This window comes from Chitinophaga sp., from assembly GCF_039596155.1.
Classification (GTDB): Bacteria; Bacteroidota; Bacteroidia; order Chitinophagales; family Chitinophagaceae; genus Chitinophaga.
In genome coordinates, this window is sequence record NZ_JBCNKF010000009.1 from 132805 (window position 1) to 156646 (window position 23842).

The window sequence follows — 23842 nt, forward strand, 5'->3', positions numbered from 1 at the left end:
TTAAACAATTAGAACTCCAGATTAAAACCACCGGTTACGATCAGCTGAAGTGGTATAGTATACAATGTACCCGGCATTTCAGGATCACCGAACTTATAGTTGGTAATAGTGAAAAGGTTCTGTGCAGTTACGTTGAATGTACAGCCCTGGATACCGAGTTTCTTTACACTGTTTGCAGGCAGTGAATATGACAGCATCACACTTTTCAGACGCAGGTAGGTGTTGTCACTATACACTGCTGAAGAGCTGCTGAAATAATTGCCTGCACGCTGTGCCAGCTGTCCGTTTCTAGCCGCACCATAGTAACCTGTGGTTAATCGCTGTAATGTTGCATGATCTCCCGGTTTGGTCCAGAAAAGGTCCTGTGTAAATGCAGGCAGGTTGACCTGGGTACCTGGCAACGTAGATGAATACTGTATACCATTCAGCCAGTTCCTCGTCATTGCTTTACTGAACTTGAAGAACAGGCTCAGATTCCAGTTTTTATAAGAAAAATTATTGTTCAGGCCACCGAAGAAATCTGTTTGTGCATTGGCAATCTCCTGCATATCTCCACCCAGTGAAACGTTGGAATAGCTGGGTGTATAAGTGAGTGCACCATTCGCCTTGTAATACTGGAAGGCGCCTGTGGTATCGTTGATACCGGCATATTTGAATCCGTATATTCTGCTGGTAGACTTACCAATGGAGTAGGTAGCTGCATAAGCAGAAGTAGCCAGACCAGGGAATGAGATCAGCTTATTCCGGTTGGCGGAGATATTGAAACCTGTTGTCCATTTAAAATCTTTGTTGGTAATGTTGCGGGATGTAATAGACAATTCAAGACCTGCGTCCTGCAATACGGCATCCATATTCCTGACAACACTGGAGAAACCTGTTTGTGTAGGCAGTGTATATGCAGTCAGCTGGTTGCCGGTTCTGGCGCGGTAGAAGGCGATATTCACCAGGAGTTTATCTTCCATAAAGCCGAGGTCCAGACCCAGGTTAATAGAATGTTTGGAAGCCCAGCTATAATAAGGATTATATAGATTGGTGGCTGTATAAGGACGGGTGCCATCGAAACTTGGTGTACTGGATACAGAAGATACTTTCCAGTATGGCTGATACTTATATGGCGCATTACCATCAGAACCATTGGTACCATAGTTAGCGGAAATCTTCGCATAGCTAAGCACTTTGTTTAACGGCTTCATGAATGGCTCTTCAGAGATAATCCAGCCCAGACCGGCAGAACTAAAGTTACCAAAGCGGCGACCAGGACCGAAGTTGCTGGAACCATCACGACGACCGGTCAGGTTCACAATATATTTCTCCTTATAGATATAGTTGATACGGCCAAATCCTGCTACATATTTATAGATAGCAGCACCATCTGAATTGCTGACAGCTGTTGCAGCCATAATTGTCCCGAGCAATTCATCGTCTGTATAACCTGAACCCAGTTGCTGTGTAAAGTCGGAAGTTACTTTTCTATAAGTACCACCCAACAATACCTGCAGTTCACCATCACCAATTGTCTTTTTATAATCCAGTTGAGGCTCAACGTTAATAGTCTGGTTATTGCTCTGACCAAAATTGGCCTGAGCAGTAGTGCCATTACCCGGTTTCACTGCAGCAAGTGGCAATGCGCTATACTGTTTGGTCATATTCATGGCCCAACCGGCATTCACTGCCAGGTTCAGACCAGGAATCACCTCGTAACCTAAGCGGAGGTAGTTGTTGAACAGGTAGCTGTCTATGTTGTAAGGCTTTTTTAATTCTGCGAGCAACTGGTTGCTGCTGATGTCCTGCCCTTTGTAGATCCATACCAGGTTGCCGTTTGCATCCAGCATATCCGGGTTATTCGGTACTGTCGTCATGGCCTTACCCAGTGAAGTGCTGCCTGAAGAATTATTGGATTCATAAGACACATCACTACCGAAGTCAGCCCGGATCTTATTATTTGCACTGTGCGTACCCAATGCGCTATGCAGGGTATAGCGTTTATCTGCAAAGTTGCCCGGCAGATTATATGATTGTCTGGTATAACCGGCAGATACCATATAAGTACTATAGCCTGCACCACCAGACATGCTGAGGTGTGCGTCAGTACTATTCGCTGTACCACCAAAATATTTCTTCACAAAGTCAGTATACTTTGTAGTATCAAAAACAAACAGGTCTCTGAAGTAGCTCTGGTCTGTGGGGAACGTTGTAATACTATCCATGGTAATAGCCTGATGACGCATATTTAGGTACTGCCTTGTATCCATCATATCCAGTCCGCGTGAAATCTTGCTTGGGCCGGTTACTACACTTACAACCACTCTATTCCTGCCTGGTCTGCCTTTTTTGGTCGTGATCACCACTACACCATTTGCACCCTGTGAACCATAGATAGAAGTCGCATCTGCATCTTTCAGTACACTGATGCTTTCGATATCTGAAGGATTCAGGCCATTCAGAGTACTGAAACCACTGGCTCCATTACCTGAGTTAAAGCTGTTGAGCAATAGGGAGATGTCATTGTTCTGCGCAGGCAATGGAATGCCATCAACGATAATGAGGGGTTGATCGTAGGCAGTAATAGATGCAGAACTTGCCAGCGTATTTTGTCCTCTTACCTGGAATGCTTGTCTGGCACCGGGTACACCACTGAATAAGCTTACTTCCAGACCTGGCACACGGCCATTCAGCGCAGTGGTAACATTCGTACCACCAGATGCTTTGATATCTGCCGATGTGACGGTAGATACGTTCCCGATATTATATCTCCTGGTATTGGTACCATAAGCGATCACCTGTACTTCATCCAGCGGATTGCTGGAACGGGACAGTCTGATCAGGTAGACCCTGCCATTGCCTTCTTTTACAGGTACTTCTTTTGTGATATAACCTGTAAAGGAAACAATCAGCGTTTGGTTATCATCTACATTTTTGAGAACAAAGTTACCGTTGCCATCAGTGATCACTACTTCTTTCGTGCCCTTTACACGCACGGTAGCACCAATAAGCATATTCCCAAGGGAATCGGCCACGCGGCCATGCAATTCCTCCGGAGGGGCCGGCAGTGTTGTAAAGTCTGGCTGAGAAAGCTTATCCTTCAGTACTACTGTTTTGTTCACAATAGAGAAGGTAAGTGGCTGATTATACAACGCCTGTTTCAGCGCTTCTTCAAGCGGCATAGCTTTCAGGTCTACAGTCACAGGAATACCTGTGCGGACCATCGCATCATTGTAAAAAAAATTGTACCCTGTTTGCTTCTTAAATTCTTTAAATACCAGCTCCAGGGAAGCGTTTCGAACATTCAATGACACATTCTGTGCATAAGTGCTGGCCTTGACCTGTAAACAAGCGACCAATACAAATACGACTGTGAATTTCATAATCAACAGAAGTTTGGTTGATGACAGACACGGCAATGTTTTGCCGTTTGCATTTAACAGCATAGATTTGGCTGGATTTGAGTCATCCCGGATGAACTCCGTTCAGACGGTAAAAAAATAAGTTAGTCTGGCTTGACTATTTATGATAAGTGACTCAGACAAATCGCGCCCCGAACCCCCATTCGGGGCGTTTTCGTATCTAATCACATGATCCCGGTATAAGGTGGTGTATGATTAATTCAATACTGTCAGTTGTCTGCCTTCCAATTTGAAGTGAACCCGGCTCATCTTTAAAATTGATAATAACTCTGTGAGTGTAGCGGAGCGTGGTATTTCGCCTGTAAAGGTGTCATCCGGTATTTTGTTGCCTGCATATACAATATCTATGTCATACCAGCGGGCGGCATCGCGCAATACCTGGGCGATATTGCTGTTTTGATAGGCAAAAAGCCCTTCTTTCCATGCCACTACCTCCTCGGCAGATGCTGCTGTGCTGACCTGTATTTGTTTGCCGGCAGCATATCTGGCCTGTTGTCCGGGCACAATCCGGAGGCCCTGCTGCTGATGGTCTACCTGTACGCTACCCTGTAACAGCGTTACTCTCGTGTCTGCTTCGTCCTCATAAGCTTTGATATTAAAATGTGTACCCAGCACAGTAACAAGACTGCTATCTCTTTGGTTGGTTCTGATATTTACTAAAAAAGGAATTTTGTGGTCACCTGCGGATGCTACTTCAAAATAAGCTTCCCCTGATACCGTCACCTTTCTCTCGCTGCCTGAAAAGGCAACCGGGTAGGTAAGCGTGGTACCTGCATTGAGCCATACGCGGCTACCATCAGATAATGTAACGGAAGTCACCTGGCTTCCTTTTGGATTCGTAAGCGTATTCAGTAAAACTTCTTCATGTTGTCCCTGTGGTTGGTAAACGATCTCACCGCTGGCAAGTCTGATCACCTTTGTCTGACCCTGCATCACGAGTTGGTCGTTGGCAATGCTGTCTGCCAGCACCTGTTGTCCATTAGATAATGTGATGGTGGCTTTGTGTGTGGCAGGAGCCTGGATATTTGATGCGATAGTAACAGGTTCCTGTTTGGCAGAAGGAGATCCCGTAAACCTGTAAATGCTGAATCCAATTAATAGCGCAGCTGCGGCCGCTACAGCCGCAGCGCGCCATTGACGGATAAATAGAACGCGGGTTGGCTGGTTCCGTTGTAAAATGTTGTTGAGAATAATGCTTGAAGAAGCGTCGGATAGGTTATGAGTCGGCTGGTTATATTGTAGCCATGCAGCTTCCAGCACAGCTTTTAGCTGCGGATCGTCCACGCCTTCAATCAGCGTGAATAGCTCTTTTTTCTCCTGCCAGGTGCAGGTGTTGGATGTTAATTTCTCCAGTAATGCTGTGATCCTGTCTATCGACATGTGGCTGATTTTCTTAAAAAATGTTCGTCCCTTATGTATAAGACAAACAAGTGAAAGGATCGGTCTAGTCGATCCGAAAAAAAAAGTAAATAATTTTTGGGGAGGGTATGCGAAGGAACAATCTTTACGTGAATGCGACACAAATGACCACTACCTATTTCAACTTCTCTGCTAATATGATGTACAGATATATAATGCTGATAATATGTGAAGACTCCAGGTATGTCCTGATCTTTTTGAGCGCCTGCACCATATGATTACGAACGGTAGCCGCCGAAATGCCCATCTCCGCTGCTATTTCTTCATACTTAAGTCCATGTTCACGGCTAAGCATAAACACTTTATACTGCTGCTGTGGCAATGTAGCCAGCGCTTTGGCCAGTACCTCCTGCACTTCCTTCTCCGACATGGCCTGGGCAGTCCCGTTTTCATCAATGGTGAACAACTGCAATTCATCCAGGATCTTTATTTCCCGGCTCTGCCTGCGCATGAGGTTAATAGCCTGATTGGCCGCCATGCGAAACAAATATGCGTTGAAATTGTCGATATCACCCAGCTGAGCACGGCGTGTCCATAACTTCAGGAATACGTCCTGAAGAACGTCTTCTGCGGCTGTAGGAGAGTTGCCAAGGTGTAAGAGGAATGAATATAGTTTATCTTTATATTTATGAAAGAGGGCCTCAAAGGCTCCTTCATCATTGCTCGCCAACTTGTTCACTAGTGCTATGTCGTCCGGATGGTGCATCGACGATAAAATTACATAAAAGACTGTATTTTTTCCGGTAACGATTGCGTAAATAAACCTTCGTGTTATAAACGGATTTTTATAGCTTCCGCCTGCTATAAATTCCTGTTATGAAGCACCTTGTTTATTTATACCTGCTCTTTTGCACTGTATCTCTCTCCGCACAGGAGAAAAAGCTGTTGGTAGTCGCCCACGACGGCAGCGGAGATTTCCAGACGATCCAGGATGCGGTGAATGCCGTCAGAGACTTTCAATACTGGAGAGTCACCATTTTTATAAAGAAAGGAACTTATCATGAGAAGCTGGTCATTCCTTCCTGGAAGACCGGTATCACACTAATTGGTGAATCCAGGGATAGTACTATCATCACGAATAGTGATTTTTCAGGTAAGCCATATCCCGGGGGGAGGGACATCAATGGGAAAGACAAGTTCAGCACCTTTACCTCTTATACAGTATTGGTGCAAGGCAATGATGTGGTCCTCCAGAATCTGACAATTGAGAATGCAGCTGGTCAGGTAGGGCAGGCAGTTGCACTGCATGTGGAAGGAGACAGGTGTATCTTCAGAAATTGCAAACTGCTGGGGAACCAGGATACCTTGTATGCCGGCAAGGAAGATAGCCGGCAGTTTTATGATAGCTGTTATATAGAGGGTACAACTGATTTTATATTTGGCGCAGCGACTGCAGTATTCAAAGACTGCAACATCTTCAGCAAAAGAAACTCTTACATCACAGCAGCTTCTACAACCGCCCATCAACCCTTTGGCTATGTGTTTATACATTGTAACCTGTCTGCCGCAGATACCGCTACAAAAGTGTACCTGGGCCGGCCATGGCGACCTTATGCAGCTACTTTGTTCATGCACTGTACGTTGGGAAAACATATCCTGCCTGCCGGCTGGCATAACTGGGACCGGGTAGAGAACGAGCAGACGGCCAGGTATAGAGAGTATGAAAATAATGGACCGGGAGCGGGTACCAGTCAGCGTGTGAGCTGGTCAAAACAATTGAGCAAACAGGAGGCAAAAGCCATTAAAATCACTAAAATCCTGAATGAGTGGGAGCCAACCGTACAACGCTGATCGTTATCATCTTCTTCTTATTAGGCAATAAGGCATATAGCCAGCGATCACTAAAAGATTATGTGAATTACTTCAATGCAGTCGATAGTGAAACGGTGCAGAACTATGTGAATAATGCACAGGCTTATGAATGGCTGAATAAAAACATTCCACTACTGGCTTGTCCGGATAGCATCATAGAAAAAACCTACTATTACCGGTGGTGGACTTTCAGAAAGCACCTGAAGGAAACACCGGATGGTTTCATTTTCACAGAGTTTATTTTACCCGTAAAACATGCGGGCAGGTACAATGCCCTCAGTTGTGCATTAGGGCATCATATCAATGAAGGCAGATGGCTGAGAGATACACAATACATCAACCAGGATATCCGGTATTGGTTCATGGCAGATGCGCAGCAGAAGGCACCGAAATTCCATCAGTTCAGTAGCTGGGCAGCGTGGGCCGTGTACGAAAACATAAAAGTAAACGGAGATGTGGGCATGGCTAAAAGTTTATTGCCCTACATGGATGCTGATTATCATTTATGGGAGAAGGAAAGGCGACTTCCAGATGGGTTATTCTGGCAGTTCGATGTAAAGGATGGGATGGAAGAATCCATCAGCGGCAGCAGAAAAGAAAAACATATCCGCCCTACTATCAACAGTTATATGTATGGCAATGCCATTGCAATGGTAGCTATGGCAAAGCTGGCTGGTAATGATACGCTGGCGAAATGGTATGCCAATGATGCTGCTAAGCTAAAAACACTGACTGAAGATAGTATGTGGGATAGCAAGGCCGGCTTTTTTAAAGTACACTTTGCAAAAGGTGGCTTGTCGGCTGCACGTGAAGAGATTGGTTTTATTCCCTGGTATTTCAATTTACCCGACGATCAGGTAAAGTATGCCCGTGCATGGCAACAATTAATCGACACCGCTGGTTTCAATGCACCGTGGGGCATCACAACAGCTGAGAGAAGGCATCCGGCATTCCGGAGCCACGGTACCGGTGGTTGTGAGTGGGATGGTGCACTCTGGCCGTTTGCAACTACACAAACACTAAAGGCGTTGTCCAATTTATTACGTGATTATAAGTACAAGGGAGGCATGACACCGGCTGTCTATTACGATATGCTGCAAACCTACGCCCGATCTCATCAGAAAAACGGACAACCCTATGTAGGAGAATACCAGGATGAGAAAACCGGGTATTGGTTAAAGGGAGATAATCCCAGGAGTAGTTATTACAACCATTCTGGTTTCTGTGATCTTGTGATCAACGACCTCATAGGCATCCGCCCAATTATTGAGAACAAGGTAACCATCGATCCGATAGTGCCCTGGAAATGGTTTCAGTTATCAAATATTCCGTATCACGGACATATGATCACCGTCAGCTGGAATTATAAAAAGAAGGGATATTTCATATATGTGGATAATGTTGAAAAGTATCATAGTAAGCAATTGAAGAAGGTAGTTTTACCTTTGTAGGCCGCCCGCAGGGCTTGTCCGGAACGGGGCACTTCCACCGAAGGGAGAAGTGCCCCGTTCTGCGTTTTCCTAACTTTTATCATGATAAGACCATTTTCATTTTTGTATCTTCGCGATTCTGATACGAACAAAAAACACACATGTTATGAATAGCCGTAAACGAATCCTTGCCGGCTTGCTAGCGCTCAGCTTAGCAGGCGGTGCAACTGCACAGACGAAGAACAATCAGAATGGTAAACAGGCGTTTATTAATAACCTGATCAAAAAAATGACGCTGGAAGAAAAGATCGGGCAGCTGAACCTGCTCACCAGCGAAATGGACGTTACCGGCCCATTCATGAACGCGGGATACAAAAAAGACATTGAAGAAGGCCGCTGCGGCTCTATTTTCAACGCTTACACCCCACAGTATACCCGACAGCTGCAGGACCTGGCAATGAAAACCCGTCTTAAAATTCCTTTGTTATTTGGATACGACGTGATTCATGGTCACAAGACCATCTTCCCTATTCCATTGGGAGAAGCCTGTACCTGGGATCTGTCCCTGATGGAAAAGAGTGCCCGCATTGCTGCTGTAGAAGCCAGTGCTGATGGGTTGCAATGGACTTACTCCCCGATGGTGGATATCGCGCGTGACCCACGCTGGGGACGTGTAGCCGAAGGGGTAGGCGAAGACACCTGGTATGGTGTACAGGTAGCCAAAGCGAAAGTGAAAGGCTACCAGGGTACTGACCTCTCCCTGAACAATACCATCCTGGCCTGCGTAAAGCACTTTGCCCTCTATGGCGCTGTGGAAGCGGGTCGTGACTACAATACAGTAGACATGAGCCGCCAGAAAATGTACGAGTATTACCTGCCACCATACAAAGCAGCAGTTGATGCAGGTGTAGCTACTGTAATGACTTCCTTCAACGAAGTAGACGGTATTCCTGCTACCGGCAACAAATGGCTGATGACAGACCTGCTTCGCAAGCAATGGGGCTTCAAAGGTTTCGTGGTCACAGACTACACGGCGATCAATGAAATGATGGCACATGGTGTGGGCGATGAAAACAAAGTAGCAGAACTGGCGTTGAAGGCCGGCGTAGACATGGATATGCAGGGGAGCGTATATACCCGGCAACTGGCAAAGCTGGTCGCTGATAAGAAGCTGACGGTGGCACAGATCGATACTTGTGTATATCGTATCCTTTCTGCCAAGTATGATCTGGGCCTCTTTAAAGATCCTTATCTATACTGTGACAACAGCAGACCCGCAAAAGAGATCCTGACACCGGAACACCGTGCAACAGCCCGCGAAATCGGTGCCCGCTCCATAGTACTGCTGAAAAATCAGCAACAGCTGCTGCCCCTGAAGAAAGAGGCAAAAATTGCCCTGATCGGGCCCCTGGCAGATAGTAAAAGAGATATGATCGGTAACTGGTCTGCAGCAGGTGATTATACCAAATCAGTTACGCTGCTGGAAGGTATTAAGCAGAAACTGAGTGGTGCAGGAAAGGTAACTTACCTGCGTGGTGCACATTACACCAGCGATACCACCCTGCTGAAAAGAGCTTTACAGAAAGCAGTGCTGACAGCAGAAGATACAGCGAACAGCGCTGGTATGCTGGCCGATGCCGTGGCACTGGCACAGCAATCAGATATCGTGGTAATGGCACTGGGTGAATCCTACGGCATGAGTGGTGAAGCTGCCAGCCGTTCTGATATCAGCATTCCGGAAAACCAGGAAAAACTGCTGAGAGCTGTATATGCCACCGGCAAACCAGTTGTACTGGTACTGATGAATGGCCGCCCGCTGACACTGGAGTGGGAAGATGCCCATATCCCCGCTATTGTGGAAACATGGTTCCTGGGTACAGAAGCCGGTAACTCCATCGCAGACGTACTTTTTGGCGATTACAACCCGGCTGGCAAGCTGACCATGACCTTCCCGCGCAGCGTAGGCCAGATTCCTATTTATTACAATCATAAGAATACCGGTCGTCCTGAAGATCCAAACAATAAGTATTCTACCAAATACCTGGATATTACAAACGAACCACTGTATCCATTTGGTTATGGCCTGAGCTATACCAAATTCACGTATGGCCCCGTACAGCTGGATAAAACCCAGTTGAAGGCCGCGGCAGCAGGTACTGTAAAGGTAAGCGTAGCAGTGACCAACAGCGGTAATTATGATGGGGAAGAAGTTGTACAGCTGTACATCCGTGATAAGGTAGCCAGCGTAACCCGCCCGGTAAAGGAGCTGAAAAACTTCAAAAAGATCTCCCTGAAGAAAGGACAGACACAGACGGTGACCTTTGAACTGAACGTCAATGACCTGAAATTCTATAATTCAGACCTGAAATATGTAGCTGAACCAGGTGATTTCTCCGTATTCGTAGGTGGTAACAGCCGCGATACACAGGCTGCAGACTTCACATTGGTACCATAAGAAATACTGACAGGTATAAATTTAGTCCTGAAATGGCCGGCTGCCCGCAGCCGGCCATTTTTATTACCCTTTCTTCGGGGCTTTTTCGGAGATATTCCGCAGATAACCCGCAGATATTCCGCCTATAACCCGCCTATAACCCGCTAATATCCCGCATCTATAAAGAGGCGGGTTATCTACGGGTTATCTCCGAGTTATAAACAGCTTAAAGGCGGGTTACCTATATCTTTTACTTATATATGAGCTAATACCAACCGGTATTAGAAACGATTTAAAAGCGCCGCTAAAATTTTAATTTTATTTAAAGAAATACTTCCTACCTTTGCCCCGTTATTCAAAACAAACATGAACGCAAACGTACATACCCATCATCACCATCATTTCTTACCAAGCAGGTAGGCTGGGATGATAATATGTACTATTAAGATATTAGAACATTATCAGGGGCTTACCAAACGGTAAGCCCCTTTTTTGTTTTCACGGAACATTAACAAGAACATGAAACTGAGAATTGCCATTCAGAAATCAGGACGTTTACACGACGATTCCATCAAGCTGTTGAAAGAATGCGGTATCGACATCAACAATGGTGTTAATAAGCTGAAAACAGAAGCCAGTAATTTCCCGCTGGAAGTCTTCTTCCTGCGCGATGACGATATTCCGCAGTACGTGGAAGATGGCGTAGCAGACCTGGGCATCGTTGGTGAAAACGTGGTACTGGAAAAGAACCGCCCTGTAAGAACAGTAGAAAAACTGGGTTTTGGCAAATGCCGTCTCTCCCTTGCTGTTGCCAAGTCAGTGGAATACAATGGTGTCAAAGACATGGATAAGCTGCGTATCGCTACCAGCTATCCTGTGATCCTCGAGAAGTTCCTGAAGGACCATGGCCTGACTGCAGACATTCATGAGATCAGTGGTTCCGTAGAAATCGCTCCAGGTATCGGTTTGGCAGATGCTATCTGTGACCTGGTAAGCAGTGGTTCTACCCTGTTCATGAACGGTCTGAAGGAAGTGGAAGTGATCCTGAAATCTGAGGCAGTACTGATCTCTAATGATCATCTTACAACGGAGCAGGAAGCTATTCTTCGCAAACTGCAATTCCGCATCCAGGCTGTAAAGAAAGCCAAGAATACCAAGTACATTCTGCTGAATGCGCCAAATGATAAACTGAAAGAGATCATTGCACTGCTGCCAGGTATGAAGAGTCCTACCGTACTGCCACTGGCAGAAGAAGGCTGGAGCTCCGTACATTCAGTACTGAATGAAAATGAGTTCTGGGATATCATTGAAAGCCTGAAAGAAGCAGGTGCCCAGGGTATACTGGTAGTTCCAATTGAAAAGATGATCATTTAATATCGCTGACATATGTTGGTATTCGAATATCCAGAACGTTCACAATGGCCGGAGCTGCTGCGCCGCCCGGTATTTGACAATACTGCACTGGAAACCAGTGTAGGTAACATCCTCACAGATGTGCGACAGAATGGAGATGCAGCCGTTCGTAAATATGCGCAGCAATTTGATAAAGTACAGCTGGATGCCCTCGCAGTGACACCTGCGGAGTTTGCACAGGCAGCTGCTACCCTCGATCCCGCACTGAAAAAAGCCATTTTACAGGCTAAGCAGAATATTGAAGTCTTCCACAAAGCACAGCATGAATCCGGCAAGGTGATTGAAACCATGCCTGGTGTTCAATGCTGGCGCAAACCAGTGGCAATAGAGAAAGTTGGATTATACATCCCGGGCGGTTCTGCCCCATTGTTCTCCACCATCCTCATGTTGGGCATTCCGGCAGTAATTGCAGGTTGTAAAGAGATCATCCTCTGCACGCCTTCCAATGCAAAAGGGGAGGTGCACCCTGCCGTGCTGTTTGCCGCAGAGCAGGTAGGACTGGATCGTGTTTATAAGATCGGCGGTGTACAGGCAATTGCAGCCATGGCATATGGTACGGAAAGTGTTCCCCGTGTACACAAGATCTTCGGTCCGGGCAACCAATATGTAACCTGTGCAAAGCAGCTCATCAACAAAGATGGTGTAGCCATCGATATGCCTGCGGGCCCTTCGGAAGTAGCGGTGCTGGCAGATGAAACCTGTGTACCTGCGTTCGTAGCAGCAGACCTGCTGTCGCAGGCAGAACATGGTCCTGACAGCCAGGTATTGCTGGTTACCACGACCCCTGATATCATCAAGGGTGTACAGGAGCAGGTAGCCACGCAGCTGGCAGCACTGCCACGGAAGGATATCGCAGCAAAAGCTTTGGAAAACAGCCGTATCATATTGGTACGTGACAACGAAGAAGCGATGGACCTGCTCAATGCTTATGCACCTGAACACCTGATCGTAGCCTGCAAAGATGATATCTCCATTGCAGATGCAGTGATCAATGCCGGCTCTGTGTTCCTGGGCAACTACTCTCCTGAAAGCGCAGGCGACTATGCTTCGGGTACCAACCATACCCTGCCTACAAATGGATATGCCACTGCTTACAGTGGTGTATCGCTGGATAGCTTCGTGAAGAAGATCACCTTCCAGCGGCTCACCAAAGAAGGTTTACAGAATATTGGCAGTACTATCGAAATTATGGCCGCAGCAGAAGGGTTGGATGCACACAGGAATGCCGTAACCCTCCGTCTGAAATAATTTAATCTTATCGTATGTTCGATTTAAATAGCTTATTACGCGACAACATAAAACGCCTCGTTCCTTATTCTACAGCGAGAGATGAGTTCAAAGGCGAAGCATCCATTTTCCTGGATGCCAACGAAAACAGTTATGGCTCACCATTGCCGGTAAAATATAACCGCTATCCCGACCCGATGCAGTGGAAGGTAAAATACAAACTCGCAGAGATCAAAGGTGTACCTCCGCAAAATATCTTCCTGGGCAATGGTAGTGATGAAGTGATCGATGTATTGTATCGTTCATTCTGCCGTCCGGGTGTGGATAATGTTGTGCTGTTCCCGCCTACTTATGGTATGTATGAAGTGAGTGCGAATATCAACGATGTGATCGTGCGTAAAGTATCGCTCACCCCTGATACTTTCCAGATTGATATGGCAGCATTGCAGGAAGCAGTAGATGAAAATACTAAACTGATCTTCATCTGCTCTCCCAACAATCCGACCGGTAACTCTATTGACCGTGCAGATATTGAAATGATCCTGAATAATTTTGATGGTATCGTAGTGGTTGATGAAGCCTATATCAACTATGCACGTCAGAAGACCTTTATCGCTGAGCTGACAGAATATCCTAACCTGGTGGTGATGCAGACGCTCTCCAAGGCATGGGGCCTGGCAGCATTGCGCGTAGGAATGGCATTTGCAGGTGAAGAGATCATCAATGTACTGAATAAAGTGAAAGCGCCTTACAATATCAACCAGTCCGCACAGAACCTGGTGCTGGAAGCACTGAACAATATTGGCCAGGTGAATGAATGGATCAGGGATGCCGTGGTAGAAAGAGACAAGCTGGCTGCTTCGCTGGAAGTGTTACCACAGGTTGAATATGTTTATCCAAGTGATGCGAACTTCCTGCTGGCAAAAACGACGGATGCAAAGGGTATTTACAATAGCCTGGTAGAACAGGGAATCATTGTACGCGATCGTTCTAAGGTAGAATTGTGTGGTGGATGTCTGCGTATCACAGTAGGTACGCCTGAAGAGAATGTGACATTGGTAAATGCTATAAACAACTTTAAATAATGAAAAGAGTTCTCTTTATAGACCGCGATGGTACGTTGATAAAAGAAGTGCCACCTACTTACCAGATTGATTCGCTGGACAAGATTGAATTCTATCCGAAAGTGTTCACGTGGCTCACGCGTATTGCTGCAGAGCTGGATTTTGAACTGGTGATGGTGACAAACCAGGATGGTTTGGGTACAGATAGTTTTCCGGAGGATAGTTTCTGGCCGGCGCAGAATTTTATTGTACGTGCTTTTGAGAATGAAGGGGTACTTTTTAAAGCCTATCATATAGATCGTAGCTTCCCACATGAGAACGCACCTACGCGTAAGCCTGGTACGGGAATGCTCACGCAGTATTTTACTGCTGACTATGACCTGGCGAATTCATTCGTGATCGGGGATCGTATTACAGATGTACAGCTGGCCAAGAACCTGGGTGCAAAGGCGATCTGGATGAATGAAGGGACGGGCCTTGGCGGCGCGGAAGTGAGCGCAGATGCACAGGCGCTGGCGCCTGTGATTGCATTGGAATCGACTGACTGGGAGAAGATCTATGAGTTCCTGAAATTAGGATTGCGGAAAGTATCACATACACGTACGACGAAGGAAACGGATATTCATATTGAACTGAACCTGGATGGTACTGGTAAGGCGGAGATAGAGACGGGTTTAGGTTTCTTTGATCATATGCTGGATCAGATAGCACGCCATGGTAGTATTGATCTAACTATTAAGGCGAAGGGTGATCTGCATATTGATGAGCATCATACCATTGAGGATGTGGGGATTGCATTGGGCGAGGCGGTAGCACAGGGCCTGGGTGACAAGAGAGGAATAGAACGCTATGGGTATTGCCTGCCAATGGATGATTGCCTGGCACAGGCGGCGATTGATTTTGGAGGTAGGAACTGGATTGTGTGGAATGCAGCATTTAAACGGGAGAAGATAGGGGAGATGCCTACGGAGATGTTCTTCCATTTCTTTAAGTCTTTTTCAGATGCGGCGAAGGCGAATCTGAATATTAAGGCGGAAGGGGAGAATGAGCATCATAAGATAGAGGCGATCTTTAAGGTGTTTGCCAAGGCGATCAAGATGGCGGTGAAGCGGAATCCTTCTAATATGCAGTTGCCAAGTACGAAGGGATTGCTCTAAAATAAACTGCGATAGCTGGTCCGGCTGACGCCGAACCAGCTATCGCTCCTCCTCCAGATTTTTTCTGCCTGAGGCAGAAAAAATCTGGAGGAACATTTGTAATTTTAAATAATTCAACAGATATTTGTTTCGCAAATAAAGCAAACAAACCAAACATGACAACATTCATTACAAACAATCATTGGCGTTGGCACACTATCAGTTCCTGATATCGTGTTACAGTGCCATGATCCGTAGTGATCGTAAATAATTCGAAGGCTCGCTGTTACACAGCGGGCCTTCTTCGTTTTTAGACCTAATCAAAATCAAATGGGTAGTATTCAAGTAAAATCAAGATCAAAGCAAATGCTGGCAGATGTATTTACCCCAGTGGGCATCTACCTGCGTCTTCGTGACCGGTTCCCTGGCTCCGTACTACTGGAAAGTACCGACTACCGTGCCAGTGAGAACAGCTATTCCTTTATCTGTATCAAACCAATTGCAGGCATAGAAGTCACCAGCACCAAAGACTTTGAGTTCAAGTATCCCAACCTCCCGCCGGAAAGAAAACAACTCAAAAGCCGCCAGAGCGTTCTTGATGAGCTCCAGAAGTTTCTCGGCAATTTTTCTTTTGTGGATAAACCTGTGCTACCGGTCGTTCACAGCTTATTCGGATATAGTACTTTCGACGCTGTACAATTCTTCGAAACGATAGAATTCAATAAGGATAAAGCAAACGGGAACACGATTCCACTCATGCGCTACCGATTCTATCAGTACGTGATCGTGATCAACCACTTCAAAGATGAATTATATCTCTGCGAAAATAGTGTAGATGGCCTCGATAGCGACTTTGAACTAATAGAATCGCTGATCCGGTCCAAGGACGTACCCAGTTATTCCTTCACTGCTACCGGAGATGAAACGAGCAATATGACCGATGAGCAGTACATGGAAATTGTTGAAAAAGGTAAACAACACTGCTTCCGGGGCGACGTTTTCCAGGTGGTATTATCACGCGCTTTCAACCAATCCTTCAAAGGCGACGAATTCAACGTTTACCGCGCACTCCGCTCCATCAACCCTTCCCCTTATCTCTTCTTCTTTGATTACGGCGATTATAAATTAATGGGTTCTTCTCCTGAAGCTCAGCTCATCATCAAAGATGGTAAAGCTACCATTCACCCAATAGCAGGTACTTTCCGCCGCACCGGCAATGATGAGGAAGATCGCAGGCTGGCAAAACTCCTGCTGGAAGATCCGAAAGAAAATGCAGAACATGTAATGCTGGTAGACCTGGCCCGCAATGATCTGAGCCGCCTGGCTACAGATGTAGAAGTAGACTCTTATCGCAATATCCAATATTACTCCCACGTCATACACCTGGTAAGTGAAGTATCCGGTAAGGTACAGAAAGGCAATCCTTTCTCCCTGCTGGCAGCTACCTTCCCGGCCGGCACTTTATCAGGTGCGCCCAAATACAGGGCCATGCAGATCATTGACGAATATGAACCCACCCAGCGTGGTTTCTATGGCGGATGTATCGGTTCCGTAGGTTTCAACGGTGACTTCAACCATGCCATCATGATCCGCAGCATCCTGAGCAAATCCAATACCCTGTATTATCAGGCGGGTGCCGGCGTGGTAGCAAAGTCCGTAGCCGAATCGGAAAAAGATGAAGTGAACAATAAACTGAATGCATTAAAACAGGCCATTCTGCTGGCACAAAAAATCTGACATGAACATTCTTGTGTTTGATAATTACGACTCTTTTACATACAACCTGGTACACCTCGTAGAGAAGATCATCAATGGTAAAGTCAGTGTATTCCGTAATGATGAAATTCCCCTGGAAAAAGTAAAAGACTATGATAAGATCATCCTCTCTCCCGGACCTGGTATCCCGGAAGAAGCAGGACTGCTGCTGCCGCTGATCAAAGAATACGCAGCCACCAAATCCATCTTTGGTGTATGCCTTGGTCAGCAGGCCATTGGCGAAGCGTTCGGCGCCAGCCTGATCAACCTGAAAGATGTATACCATGGGGTAGCTACACCTGTAAACATCATTAACAGGGAGGGCCGGTTATTCAACGGGCTTCCTGACCAGCTGGAAGTTGGCAGATACCACTCCTGGGTAGTAGATGAAAAAACGTTGCCATCAGGTCTGACTGTTACTGCAAAGGACGACAATGGTTACATCATGGCATTGCAGCATCAGCAGTATGATGTGAGCGGCGTACAGTTCCACCCTGAAAGTGTACTCACACCGGAAGGAGAAAAGATCATCCGTAACTGGTTAAATGCATAAATCCCGGGATTATGAAAAAGATACTGAATTACCTTTTTGAACATAAAACATTCACCCGCAGCGCAGCCAAAGAAATCCTGATGGGTATTTCCAAGGGCATGTACAATGAAAGTGAACTAGCTGCTTTCATGACTGTCTACCTTATGCGTAGCATTACTGTAGAGGAACTGCTGGGCTTCCGCGATGCCCTGCTGGAACTCTGCATCCCGGTCAACCTGAATGGGTATGATGTACTCGACATCGTAGGTACAGGTGGCGATGGCAAGAACTCTTTCAACATCAGTACCCTTTCCTGCTTTATCGTAGCAGGTGCAGGTGGTAAGGTGGCCAAGCATGGCAATGTGGGTGTATCCTCCATCAGCGGTGCCTCCAACCTGATGGAGACGGCCGGGTATAAATTCAAGAATGACGATGCAAAGCTGCGTGCGGAACTGGAAGAATCCGGTGTTTGTTTCCTGCATGCACCACTGTTTCATCCGGCTTTGAAGAATGTAGCTGGCGTGCGTCGTCAGCTGGGAGTACGCACCTTCTTCAATGTACTCGGTCCATTGGTAAATCCGGCTTTTGCACAGCACCAGCTGATTGGTGTATACAGCCTGGAACTGGCACGTGTGTATAACTATCTCTTTCAGCAAACCGACAAGCAATATACCATCGTGCATAGTCTGGATGGGTACGATGAAATTTCACTCACTTCAGATACCCGTGTCATCACCAACAAAGGGGAGAGAGACTGGACACCTGAGCAGTTGGGTAAACGCAAGGTTTTCCCGGAAGATATTTATGGAGGCAACTCTATTGAAGAAGCCGCCAAAATCTTTATGAAAATTTTAAAGGGCGAAGGTACCTGGGCACAGAATGCGGTAGTAATGGCGAATGCCGCTATGGGCCTGCATACACTGGGCAAGTATCCTACCTACGAGGAATGTTTCCTGGCAGCTGTTGAATCACTGGAATCCGGCGCCGCACACAATTCTTTCAAGAAGTTGATAAGTTTGCAGTCATGAAAAATATCCTTACTGAAATAGTCGCACATAAACATGTGGAAGTAGCCGCCCGTAAACAGCAACGCCCGGTAGCGGAGCTCGAACAGTCATCTGCCTTCAAACGGGAGCCTTTGTCATTGTCCGCCTTTCTGTTGCATCCTGAGAAAACGGGGATCATTGCAGAATTCAAGAGAAAGTCTCCTTCCAAAGGGTTGATCAATGGCACTGCTACCGTACAGGATGTAACCATGGCTTATACCCGCTATGGTGCTTCAGGTCTGTCAGTATTGACAGATGAACAGTTCTTTGGCGGTAGTTCCGACGATCTGGTACAGGCCCGTGCAGTGAATAATATTCCTGTGCTGAGAAAAGATTTTGTGATCGACGAATACCAGATCCTGGAAGCAAAAGCGCTCGGTGCAGACGTTATCCTGCTCATCGCAGAATGTCTTACCAAAGAAGAAGTAGCGCGGTTAGCTGCCTTTTCACACAACCTGGGACTGGAGGTACTGCTGGAAGTACACAGTGGTGATCAGCTGGATAAGGTAACGGATCATATTCAGAACGTAGGGGTGAACAACCGTGACCTCACTACATTCAAAGTAGATTTCAACCGTAGTTGTGAACTGGCCCCCCGTATCCCTGCAGGTAAATGCAAGGTAGCGGAGAGTGGTATCAGCAACACAGATAATATAGTGACACTGAAGAAGGCCGGGTTCAACGGTTTCCTGATCGGTGAGCACTTCATGAAGACAGAAAATCCTGCAAGGGCATTTGAGAACTTTGTGACGGAGCTGTCTGGTAAACTGAAAGGATAAATGATGCAATTAAAAGTATGCGGGATCACCCGGAAAGACAACCTGGAAAAACTGGTTGAACTGGGTGTACACTATGCCGGCTTTATCTTTTATGAGAAATCGCCCCGCTTTGTGGGGAACAAACTGGATGCCCGTACCGTGCGGGAAACGAAAGGGATATTGAAAGTAGGTGTATTTGTAAATGCGCCACTGGAACAGGTAAAACAGCTTATCAGCAGTTATGGCCTGCACCTGGTGCAGTTGCATGGTGATGAAGATCCTGCTTATTGTGCGGCTTTACAGTCATTGGTACCGGTGATCAGGGCTTTCAGGATTGGTGAGGATGTAGACTGGGCTATGCTGGAGGCATATGTAGCTGTGACCAACTATTTCCTGTTCGATACTGCTGCCGGCCAGGCTTACGGTGGTACAGGCAAGCGATTCAACTGGGAGTTGCTGAACAGTTATCCTTACGATCATCCGTTCTTTCTAAGTGGCGGTATTGGTCCTGAGCAGCTGGAAGACCTGCTGGCATTTGAACACCCGGCATTGTTTGCAGCTGATGTGAACAGTAAATTTGAGACGGCACCCGGTGTGAAGGATATGGATAAGGTGCAGCAGTTCTCAACAAAGATTTTATAAACTTATTTAAAATAGTCAAGCATGAAGATCGCTGAAAATACGTTGGGCTTACCCTATCATGTAGATGAAAAAGGTTTCTATGGCCGCTTTGGTGGTGCCTACGTACCGGAAATGCTCTATCCCAACGTGGAGGAATTACAGACGCGATACCTGGAGATCCTGCGTGAACCAGGTTTTCAGCAGGAGTTTGAACAGCTGCTGCGTGATTATGTAGGTCGTCCTTCTCCATTATATTTTGCAAAACGCCTGTCTGAAAAGTATGGTGCACAGATCTACCTGAAAAGGGAGGATCTGAATCATACCGGCGCACACAAGGTAAATAATACAATTGGTCAGATCCTGCTGGCAAAGCGGCTGGGAAAGACCCGTATCATTGCTGAAACCGGTGCCGGTCAGCACGGGGTAGCAACAGCGACGGTATGCGCCCTGATGAACATGGAATGTGTGATCTACATGGGTAGCATCGACATTCAGCGACAGGCGCCGAACGTAGCTCGTATGAAGATGCTGGGTGCGACTGTGGTAGCTGCTACCAGTGGAAGTCAGACGTTGAAAGATGCGTGTAATGAAGCGATCCGCGACTGGATTAACAATCCTGTGAGCACCCATTACATCCTGGGTACAGCGGCAGGTCCTCACCCATATCCTGATATGGTGAGCCGTTTCCAGTCAGTGATCAGTGAAGAGATACGCAAACAGCTGGAAGAGAAGACAGGCAATCCGAATCCGGATTATGTAGTCGCTTGTATAGGTGGCGGTAGTAACGCTGCCGGTACTTATTACCACTTCCTGAATGAGCCGGATGTAAAGATCATTGCTGTGGAAGCAGCGGGCAAAGGGGTACATAGCGGTCATTCAGCTGCTACGACCCAATTGGGTAAGCTGGGTATTATCCACGCAGCCAAAACGCTGCTGATGCAGACAGACGATGGGCAGATCACAGAGCCATATTCCATTTCTGCAGGCCTGGATTATCCGGGTATTGGTCCATTGCATGCACATTTGTATGAGAGTGGCCGGGGTACTTTCCTCGCTGCTACAGACGAGGAAGCGCTGGCAGCGGCTTACGAGCTGACCAGGCTGGAAGGTATTATCCCTGCACTGGAATCATCCCACGCACTGGCGAAGTTGGGTGAAATTCCTTTCAAACCAACAGATGTAGTGGTCGTATGTCTGAGTGGTCGTGGAGACAAGGATATGGAAACATACATTCGTAATCTGCCCAACAAATAAATATTTTATGAGCAATCGCATAGATCAGTTATTTGCCAGTAAGAAAACAGGCATTCTCAATATATACTGCACAGCGGGTTTCCCGGAATTGAATGATACACTGCCGGTAATGACGGCACTGCAACAGCATGGCGCAGACCTGATAGAGCTGGGTATGCCTTTTTCAGATCCGCTGGCCGATGGCCCGGTGATACAGGAGAGCAGTACCCGTGCTATTAAGAATGGCATGGGACTCCGCGTGTTGTTTGAACAATTGAAAGATTTCCGCAAAACCATTACGGTGCCTGTAATCCTGATGGGATACCTGAACCCGGTATTGCTGTATGGCATAGAGGCTTTCTGCCAGAAATGTGCAGAAGTAGGTGTAGATGGCCTGATTTTGCCTGACCTGCCGATGGACGAGTATGAAAATGAATACAAAGCGATCTTCGAACATTATGGTCTGCACCTGATCTTCCTGGTGACGCCAGAAACGAGCGAAGCACGGATTCGTAAGATCGACAGCCTGAGCAAAGGATTTATTTATGCCGTATCTTCTTCTTCTACCACGGGTACAGACAAGGATATGGGCCACCAGCAGGCATATTTCGAAAAACTCGAAAAGTTGCAGTTAAAGAACCCTGTTTTGATCGGGTTTGGTGTCAAAGATAAAGCTACCTTTGCGGCGGCCTGTGCACACAGCAATGGTGCAATCATAGGTACTGCCTTTATCCGCGCTATCGAAAATGCGACCAATATCGACACTGCTGTCAAAGACTTTATCAGCAGTGTAAAATAGATTTTATGAAAACGGTAATCATCAAGTACAACGCCGGCAATATCCGCTCTGTATTATATGCACTGGACCGCATTGGCGTGGAAGGTGTAGTAACAGATAACCCGGAGGAAATCCGTGCTGCAGACAGGGTGATCTTTCCCGGGGTAGGAGAGGCGAGCACCGCCATGAACTATCTGAAAGAAAGAAAGCTCGACCTGCTCATCAAGGACCTGAAGCAGCCTACACTGGGCATTTGCCTGGGTATGCAGCTGATGTGTAAACATTCAGCAGAAAATGATACGCCCTGCCTTGGCATCTTTGATGTGGAAGTGAAAAAATTCCAGTCACCGGTAGATAACCTGCTGAAGATCCCGCAGATCGGCTGGAACAATATTACAGGTTTGTACAGTGCAATTTTTGAGCATGTGCCTGAGAACAGTTACATGTACTTTGTACACAGTTATTATGCCGCGCTAAGCGCAGATACTGTGGCGACTACAAACTATGTGATCAACTACAGCAGTGCCCTGCAGAAAGATAATTTTTACGCGGTACAGTTCCACCCGGAAAAGTCAGCAGATGCAGGACAACAAATCCTGGAAAACTTCCTGAAGATCCAATAAACCATGCAGGTAAGAAGAATAAATACAGTCGATACACTCGCCCTGCGCAGGGATGTACTGTATCCTGATCAGTCACTGGAAGCTGTAAAGGTAGAAGGTGATGAGGATGGCCTGCACTTTGGATTGTTTGAACAATCTACGCTGGTGGGTGTCATTTCGTTATTCCCGGAGCGGGCAGGTGCACGCTTTCGTAAGCTGGCAATATCACCCGCCTGCCAGGGAAAAGGATATGGCAGCATATTGTTATCTCATGTAGAAGACTTCTGCCGCAGGGAACGTATTCCTTTCCTGTGGTGCGATGCCCGCGATTCGGCATTTGGCTTCTATGAAAAGAGAGGCTATGTGTATGACAGTGCACCTTTTAAAAAAGGCAATAATACATTTCGTAAGATGAAAATTGAACTGGGTCGGGCATCCGCGAAGCAATTCAGCGTGATTCCGGCAATAGATATTATAGATGGTAAATGCGTACGCCTCACACAGGGAGATTATGCACAGAAGAAAGTGTATAACGAACACCCGCTGGAGGTGGCGAAAGAGTTTGAAAGTATTGGCGTGACCCGCCTGCACCTGGTAGACCTGGATGGGGCTAAAAAGGGCAGTGTAGTGAACTGGAAGGTGCTGGAAGCGATCGCAGGCCATACCGGCCTGGTGGTAGATTTTGGCGGAGGGATCAAAAAAGAAGATGACCTCCGCATTGTATTTGAAAACGGCGCCGCACTGGCTACTATCGGTTCTATTGCCGTGAAGGAACCAGCACTCTTTTTTAGCTGGGTGAAACAGTATGGCGCAGACAAGATTTTCCTGGGTGCAGATGTAAAAGAGGAGAAGATCGCAGTAGGCGGCTGGCTGGAGACAACAGACCTCTCTATCTACGATTTCCTGGAATCGAATATTAAGGAAGGGGTACATCACATCTTCTGTACGGATATAGCAAAAGACGGTTTGCTGCAGGGGCCGTCCATTCCCCTGTACAAAAAGATCCTGGAGCGTTTTCCTGACATTGACTTTGTAGCCAGCGGTGGTGTGAGTAATATCGACGATATCTATGCACTGCAGGAAGCAGGTTGTAATGGCGTGATCGTAGGAAAAGCGATCTACGAGGGAAAGATCTCAATGGAAGAGTTGAAACAATTAATGAAGTAAACAACACAAGC

At 46.7% G+C, this 23842-nt stretch carries 19 protein-coding genes; 16 read left to right on the plus strand and 3 right to left on the minus strand.

Annotated elements, in window-relative coordinates:
- Window positions 1–8: 8 nt before the first annotated feature.
- From ABDW33_RS11250 to ABDW33_RS11260, 3 genes are all read right to left on the minus strand, one after another.
- On the minus strand, window positions 9–3365 hold the full coding sequence (locus ABDW33_RS11250) for a SusC/RagA family TonB-linked outer membrane protein (protein WP_343690163.1): 3357 nt from the start codon (window positions 3363–3365) through the stop codon (window positions 9–11).
- A 234-nt stretch (window positions 3366–3599) separates the two neighbouring features.
- Entirely contained in the window at window positions 3600–4784 is a 1185-nt protein-coding gene (locus ABDW33_RS11255) for a FecR domain-containing protein (protein ID WP_343690164.1), read from the minus strand.
- Window positions 4785–4938: 154 nt separating this feature from the next.
- Entirely contained in the window at window positions 4939–5529 is a 591-nt protein-coding gene (locus tag ABDW33_RS11260; protein WP_343690165.1) for an RNA polymerase sigma-70 factor, read from the minus strand.
- 110 nt (window positions 5530–5639) lie between these two features.
- Between ABDW33_RS11260 and ABDW33_RS11265 the strand changes: the two genes are divergently transcribed.
- The 16 genes from ABDW33_RS11265 to hisA all read left to right on the plus strand — a co-directional run bounded on the left by ABDW33_RS11265 (window position 5640) and on the right by hisA (window position 23831).
- Window positions 5640–6614 (plus strand): pectinesterase family protein, encoded by a 975-nt coding sequence (locus tag ABDW33_RS11265; RefSeq protein WP_343690166.1) that lies wholly within the window; start codon window positions 5640–5642, stop codon window positions 6612–6614.
- Window positions 6590–8086, plus strand: a complete 1497-nt coding sequence (locus tag ABDW33_RS11270; protein ID WP_343690167.1) for a glycoside hydrolase — start codon at window positions 6590–6592, stop codon at window positions 8084–8086. The genes ABDW33_RS11265 and ABDW33_RS11270 overlap by 25 nt, the downstream gene beginning before the upstream one ends.
- Window positions 8087–8231: 145 nt before the next feature.
- Window positions 8232–10520: a beta-glucosidase BglX gene (bglX, locus tag ABDW33_RS11275; RefSeq protein ID WP_343690168.1), complete on the plus strand. Its 2289-nt coding sequence runs from the start codon at window positions 8232–8234 to the stop codon at window positions 10518–10520.
- Window positions 10521–11018: 498 nt separating this feature from the next.
- Window positions 11019–11873, plus strand: coding sequence for an ATP phosphoribosyltransferase (hisG, locus tag ABDW33_RS11280; protein ID WP_343690169.1), 855 nt, complete (start codon window positions 11019–11021; stop codon window positions 11871–11873).
- Window positions 11874–11885: 12 nt separating this feature from the next.
- Complete coding sequence (hisD, locus tag ABDW33_RS11285; RefSeq protein ID WP_343690170.1) at window positions 11886–13160, plus strand: histidinol dehydrogenase; 1275 nt, start codon at window positions 11886–11888, stop codon at window positions 13158–13160.
- Window positions 13161–13174: 14 nt separating this feature from the next.
- On the plus strand, window positions 13175–14224 hold the full coding sequence (gene hisC, locus ABDW33_RS11290; protein WP_343690171.1) for a histidinol-phosphate transaminase: 1050 nt from the start codon (window positions 13175–13177) through the stop codon (window positions 14222–14224).
- Complete coding sequence (gene hisB, locus ABDW33_RS11295) at window positions 14224–15360, plus strand: bifunctional histidinol-phosphatase/imidazoleglycerol-phosphate dehydratase HisB (protein WP_343690172.1); 1137 nt, start codon at window positions 14224–14226, stop codon at window positions 15358–15360. The genes hisC and hisB overlap by 1 nt, the downstream gene beginning before the upstream one ends.
- 309 nt (window positions 15361–15669) lie before the next feature.
- Window positions 15670–17076, plus strand: coding sequence for an anthranilate synthase component I family protein (locus tag ABDW33_RS11300; RefSeq protein WP_343690173.1), 1407 nt, complete (start codon window positions 15670–15672; stop codon window positions 17074–17076).
- A 1-nt stretch (window position 17077) separates the two neighbouring features.
- Window positions 17078–17647, plus strand: a complete 570-nt coding sequence (locus ABDW33_RS11305) for an aminodeoxychorismate/anthranilate synthase component II (protein ID WP_343690174.1) — start codon at window positions 17078–17080, stop codon at window positions 17645–17647.
- A gap of 11 nt (window positions 17648–17658) precedes the next feature.
- Window positions 17659–18654 carry an anthranilate phosphoribosyltransferase gene (gene trpD, locus ABDW33_RS11310; protein WP_343690175.1) on the plus strand — a complete coding sequence of 332 codons (996 nt, stop codon included), beginning with the start codon at window positions 17659–17661 and terminating at the stop codon, window positions 18652–18654.
- Entirely contained in the window at window positions 18651–19451 is an 801-nt protein-coding gene (gene trpC, locus ABDW33_RS11315) for an indole-3-glycerol phosphate synthase TrpC (RefSeq protein ID WP_343690176.1), read from the plus strand. The genes trpD and trpC overlap by 4 nt, the downstream gene beginning before the upstream one ends.
- On the plus strand, window positions 19452–20072 hold the full coding sequence (locus ABDW33_RS11320) for a phosphoribosylanthranilate isomerase (protein ID WP_343690177.1): 621 nt from the start codon (window positions 19452–19454) through the stop codon (window positions 20070–20072).
- Between the two features lie 21 nt (window positions 20073–20093).
- Complete coding sequence (trpB, locus tag ABDW33_RS11325; protein WP_343690178.1) at window positions 20094–21305, plus strand: tryptophan synthase subunit beta; 1212 nt, start codon at window positions 20094–20096, stop codon at window positions 21303–21305.
- A 7-nt stretch (window positions 21306–21312) separates the two neighbouring features.
- Window positions 21313–22083 carry a tryptophan synthase subunit alpha gene (gene trpA / locus ABDW33_RS11330; protein ID WP_343690179.1) on the plus strand — a complete coding sequence of 257 codons (771 nt, stop codon included), beginning with the start codon at window positions 21313–21315 and terminating at the stop codon, window positions 22081–22083.
- 5 nt (window positions 22084–22088) lie between these two features.
- On the plus strand, window positions 22089–22685 hold the full coding sequence (hisH, locus tag ABDW33_RS11335; protein ID WP_343690180.1) for an imidazole glycerol phosphate synthase subunit HisH: 597 nt from the start codon (window positions 22089–22091) through the stop codon (window positions 22683–22685).
- A 3-nt stretch (window positions 22686–22688) separates the two neighbouring features.
- Window positions 22689–23831: a 1-(5-phosphoribosyl)-5-[(5-phosphoribosylamino)methylideneamino]imidazole-4-carboxamide isomerase gene (hisA, locus tag ABDW33_RS11340; protein WP_343690181.1), complete on the plus strand. Its 1143-nt coding sequence runs from the start codon at window positions 22689–22691 to the stop codon at window positions 23829–23831.
- Window positions 23832–23842: the final 11 nt, after the last annotated feature.

Coding starts and splice junctions, on each gene's coding strand:
- ABDW33_RS11250 (WP_343690163.1), bottom strand. CDS start 3,365: ATGAAATTCACAGTCGTATTTGTATTGGTCGCTTGTTTACAGGTCAAG.
- ABDW33_RS11255 (WP_343690164.1), bottom strand. CDS start 4,784: ATGTCGATAGACAGGATCACAGCATTACTGGAGAAATTAACATCCAAC.
- ABDW33_RS11260 (WP_343690165.1), bottom strand. CDS start 5,529: ATGCACCATCCGGACGACATAGCACTAGTGAACAAGTTGGCGAGCAAT.
- ABDW33_RS11265 (WP_343690166.1), top strand. CDS start 5,640: ATGAAGCACCTTGTTTATTTATACCTGCTCTTTTGCACTGTATCTCTC.
- bglX (WP_343690168.1), top strand. CDS start 8,232: ATGAATAGCCGTAAACGAATCCTTGCCGGCTTGCTAGCGCTCAGCTTA.
- hisG (WP_343690169.1), top strand. CDS start 11,019: ATGAAACTGAGAATTGCCATTCAGAAATCAGGACGTTTACACGACGAT.
- hisD (WP_343690170.1), top strand. CDS start 11,886: ATGTTGGTATTCGAATATCCAGAACGTTCACAATGGCCGGAGCTGCTG.
- hisC (WP_343690171.1), top strand. CDS start 13,175: ATGTTCGATTTAAATAGCTTATTACGCGACAACATAAAACGCCTCGTT.
- hisB (WP_343690172.1), top strand. CDS start 14,224: ATGAAAAGAGTTCTCTTTATAGACCGCGATGGTACGTTGATAAAAGAA.
- ABDW33_RS11300 (WP_343690173.1), top strand. CDS start 15,670: ATGGGTAGTATTCAAGTAAAATCAAGATCAAAGCAAATGCTGGCAGAT.
- ABDW33_RS11305 (WP_343690174.1), top strand. CDS start 17,078: ATGAACATTCTTGTGTTTGATAATTACGACTCTTTTACATACAACCTG.
- trpD (WP_343690175.1), top strand. CDS start 17,659: ATGAAAAAGATACTGAATTACCTTTTTGAACATAAAACATTCACCCGC.
- trpC (WP_343690176.1), top strand. CDS start 18,651: ATGAAAAATATCCTTACTGAAATAGTCGCACATAAACATGTGGAAGTA.
- ABDW33_RS11320 (WP_343690177.1), top strand. CDS start 19,452: ATGATGCAATTAAAAGTATGCGGGATCACCCGGAAAGACAACCTGGAA.
- trpB (WP_343690178.1), top strand. CDS start 20,094: ATGAAGATCGCTGAAAATACGTTGGGCTTACCCTATCATGTAGATGAA.
- trpA (WP_343690179.1), top strand. CDS start 21,313: ATGAGCAATCGCATAGATCAGTTATTTGCCAGTAAGAAAACAGGCATT.
- hisH (WP_343690180.1), top strand. CDS start 22,089: ATGAAAACGGTAATCATCAAGTACAACGCCGGCAATATCCGCTCTGTA.
- hisA (WP_343690181.1), top strand. CDS start 22,689: ATGCAGGTAAGAAGAATAAATACAGTCGATACACTCGCCCTGCGCAGG.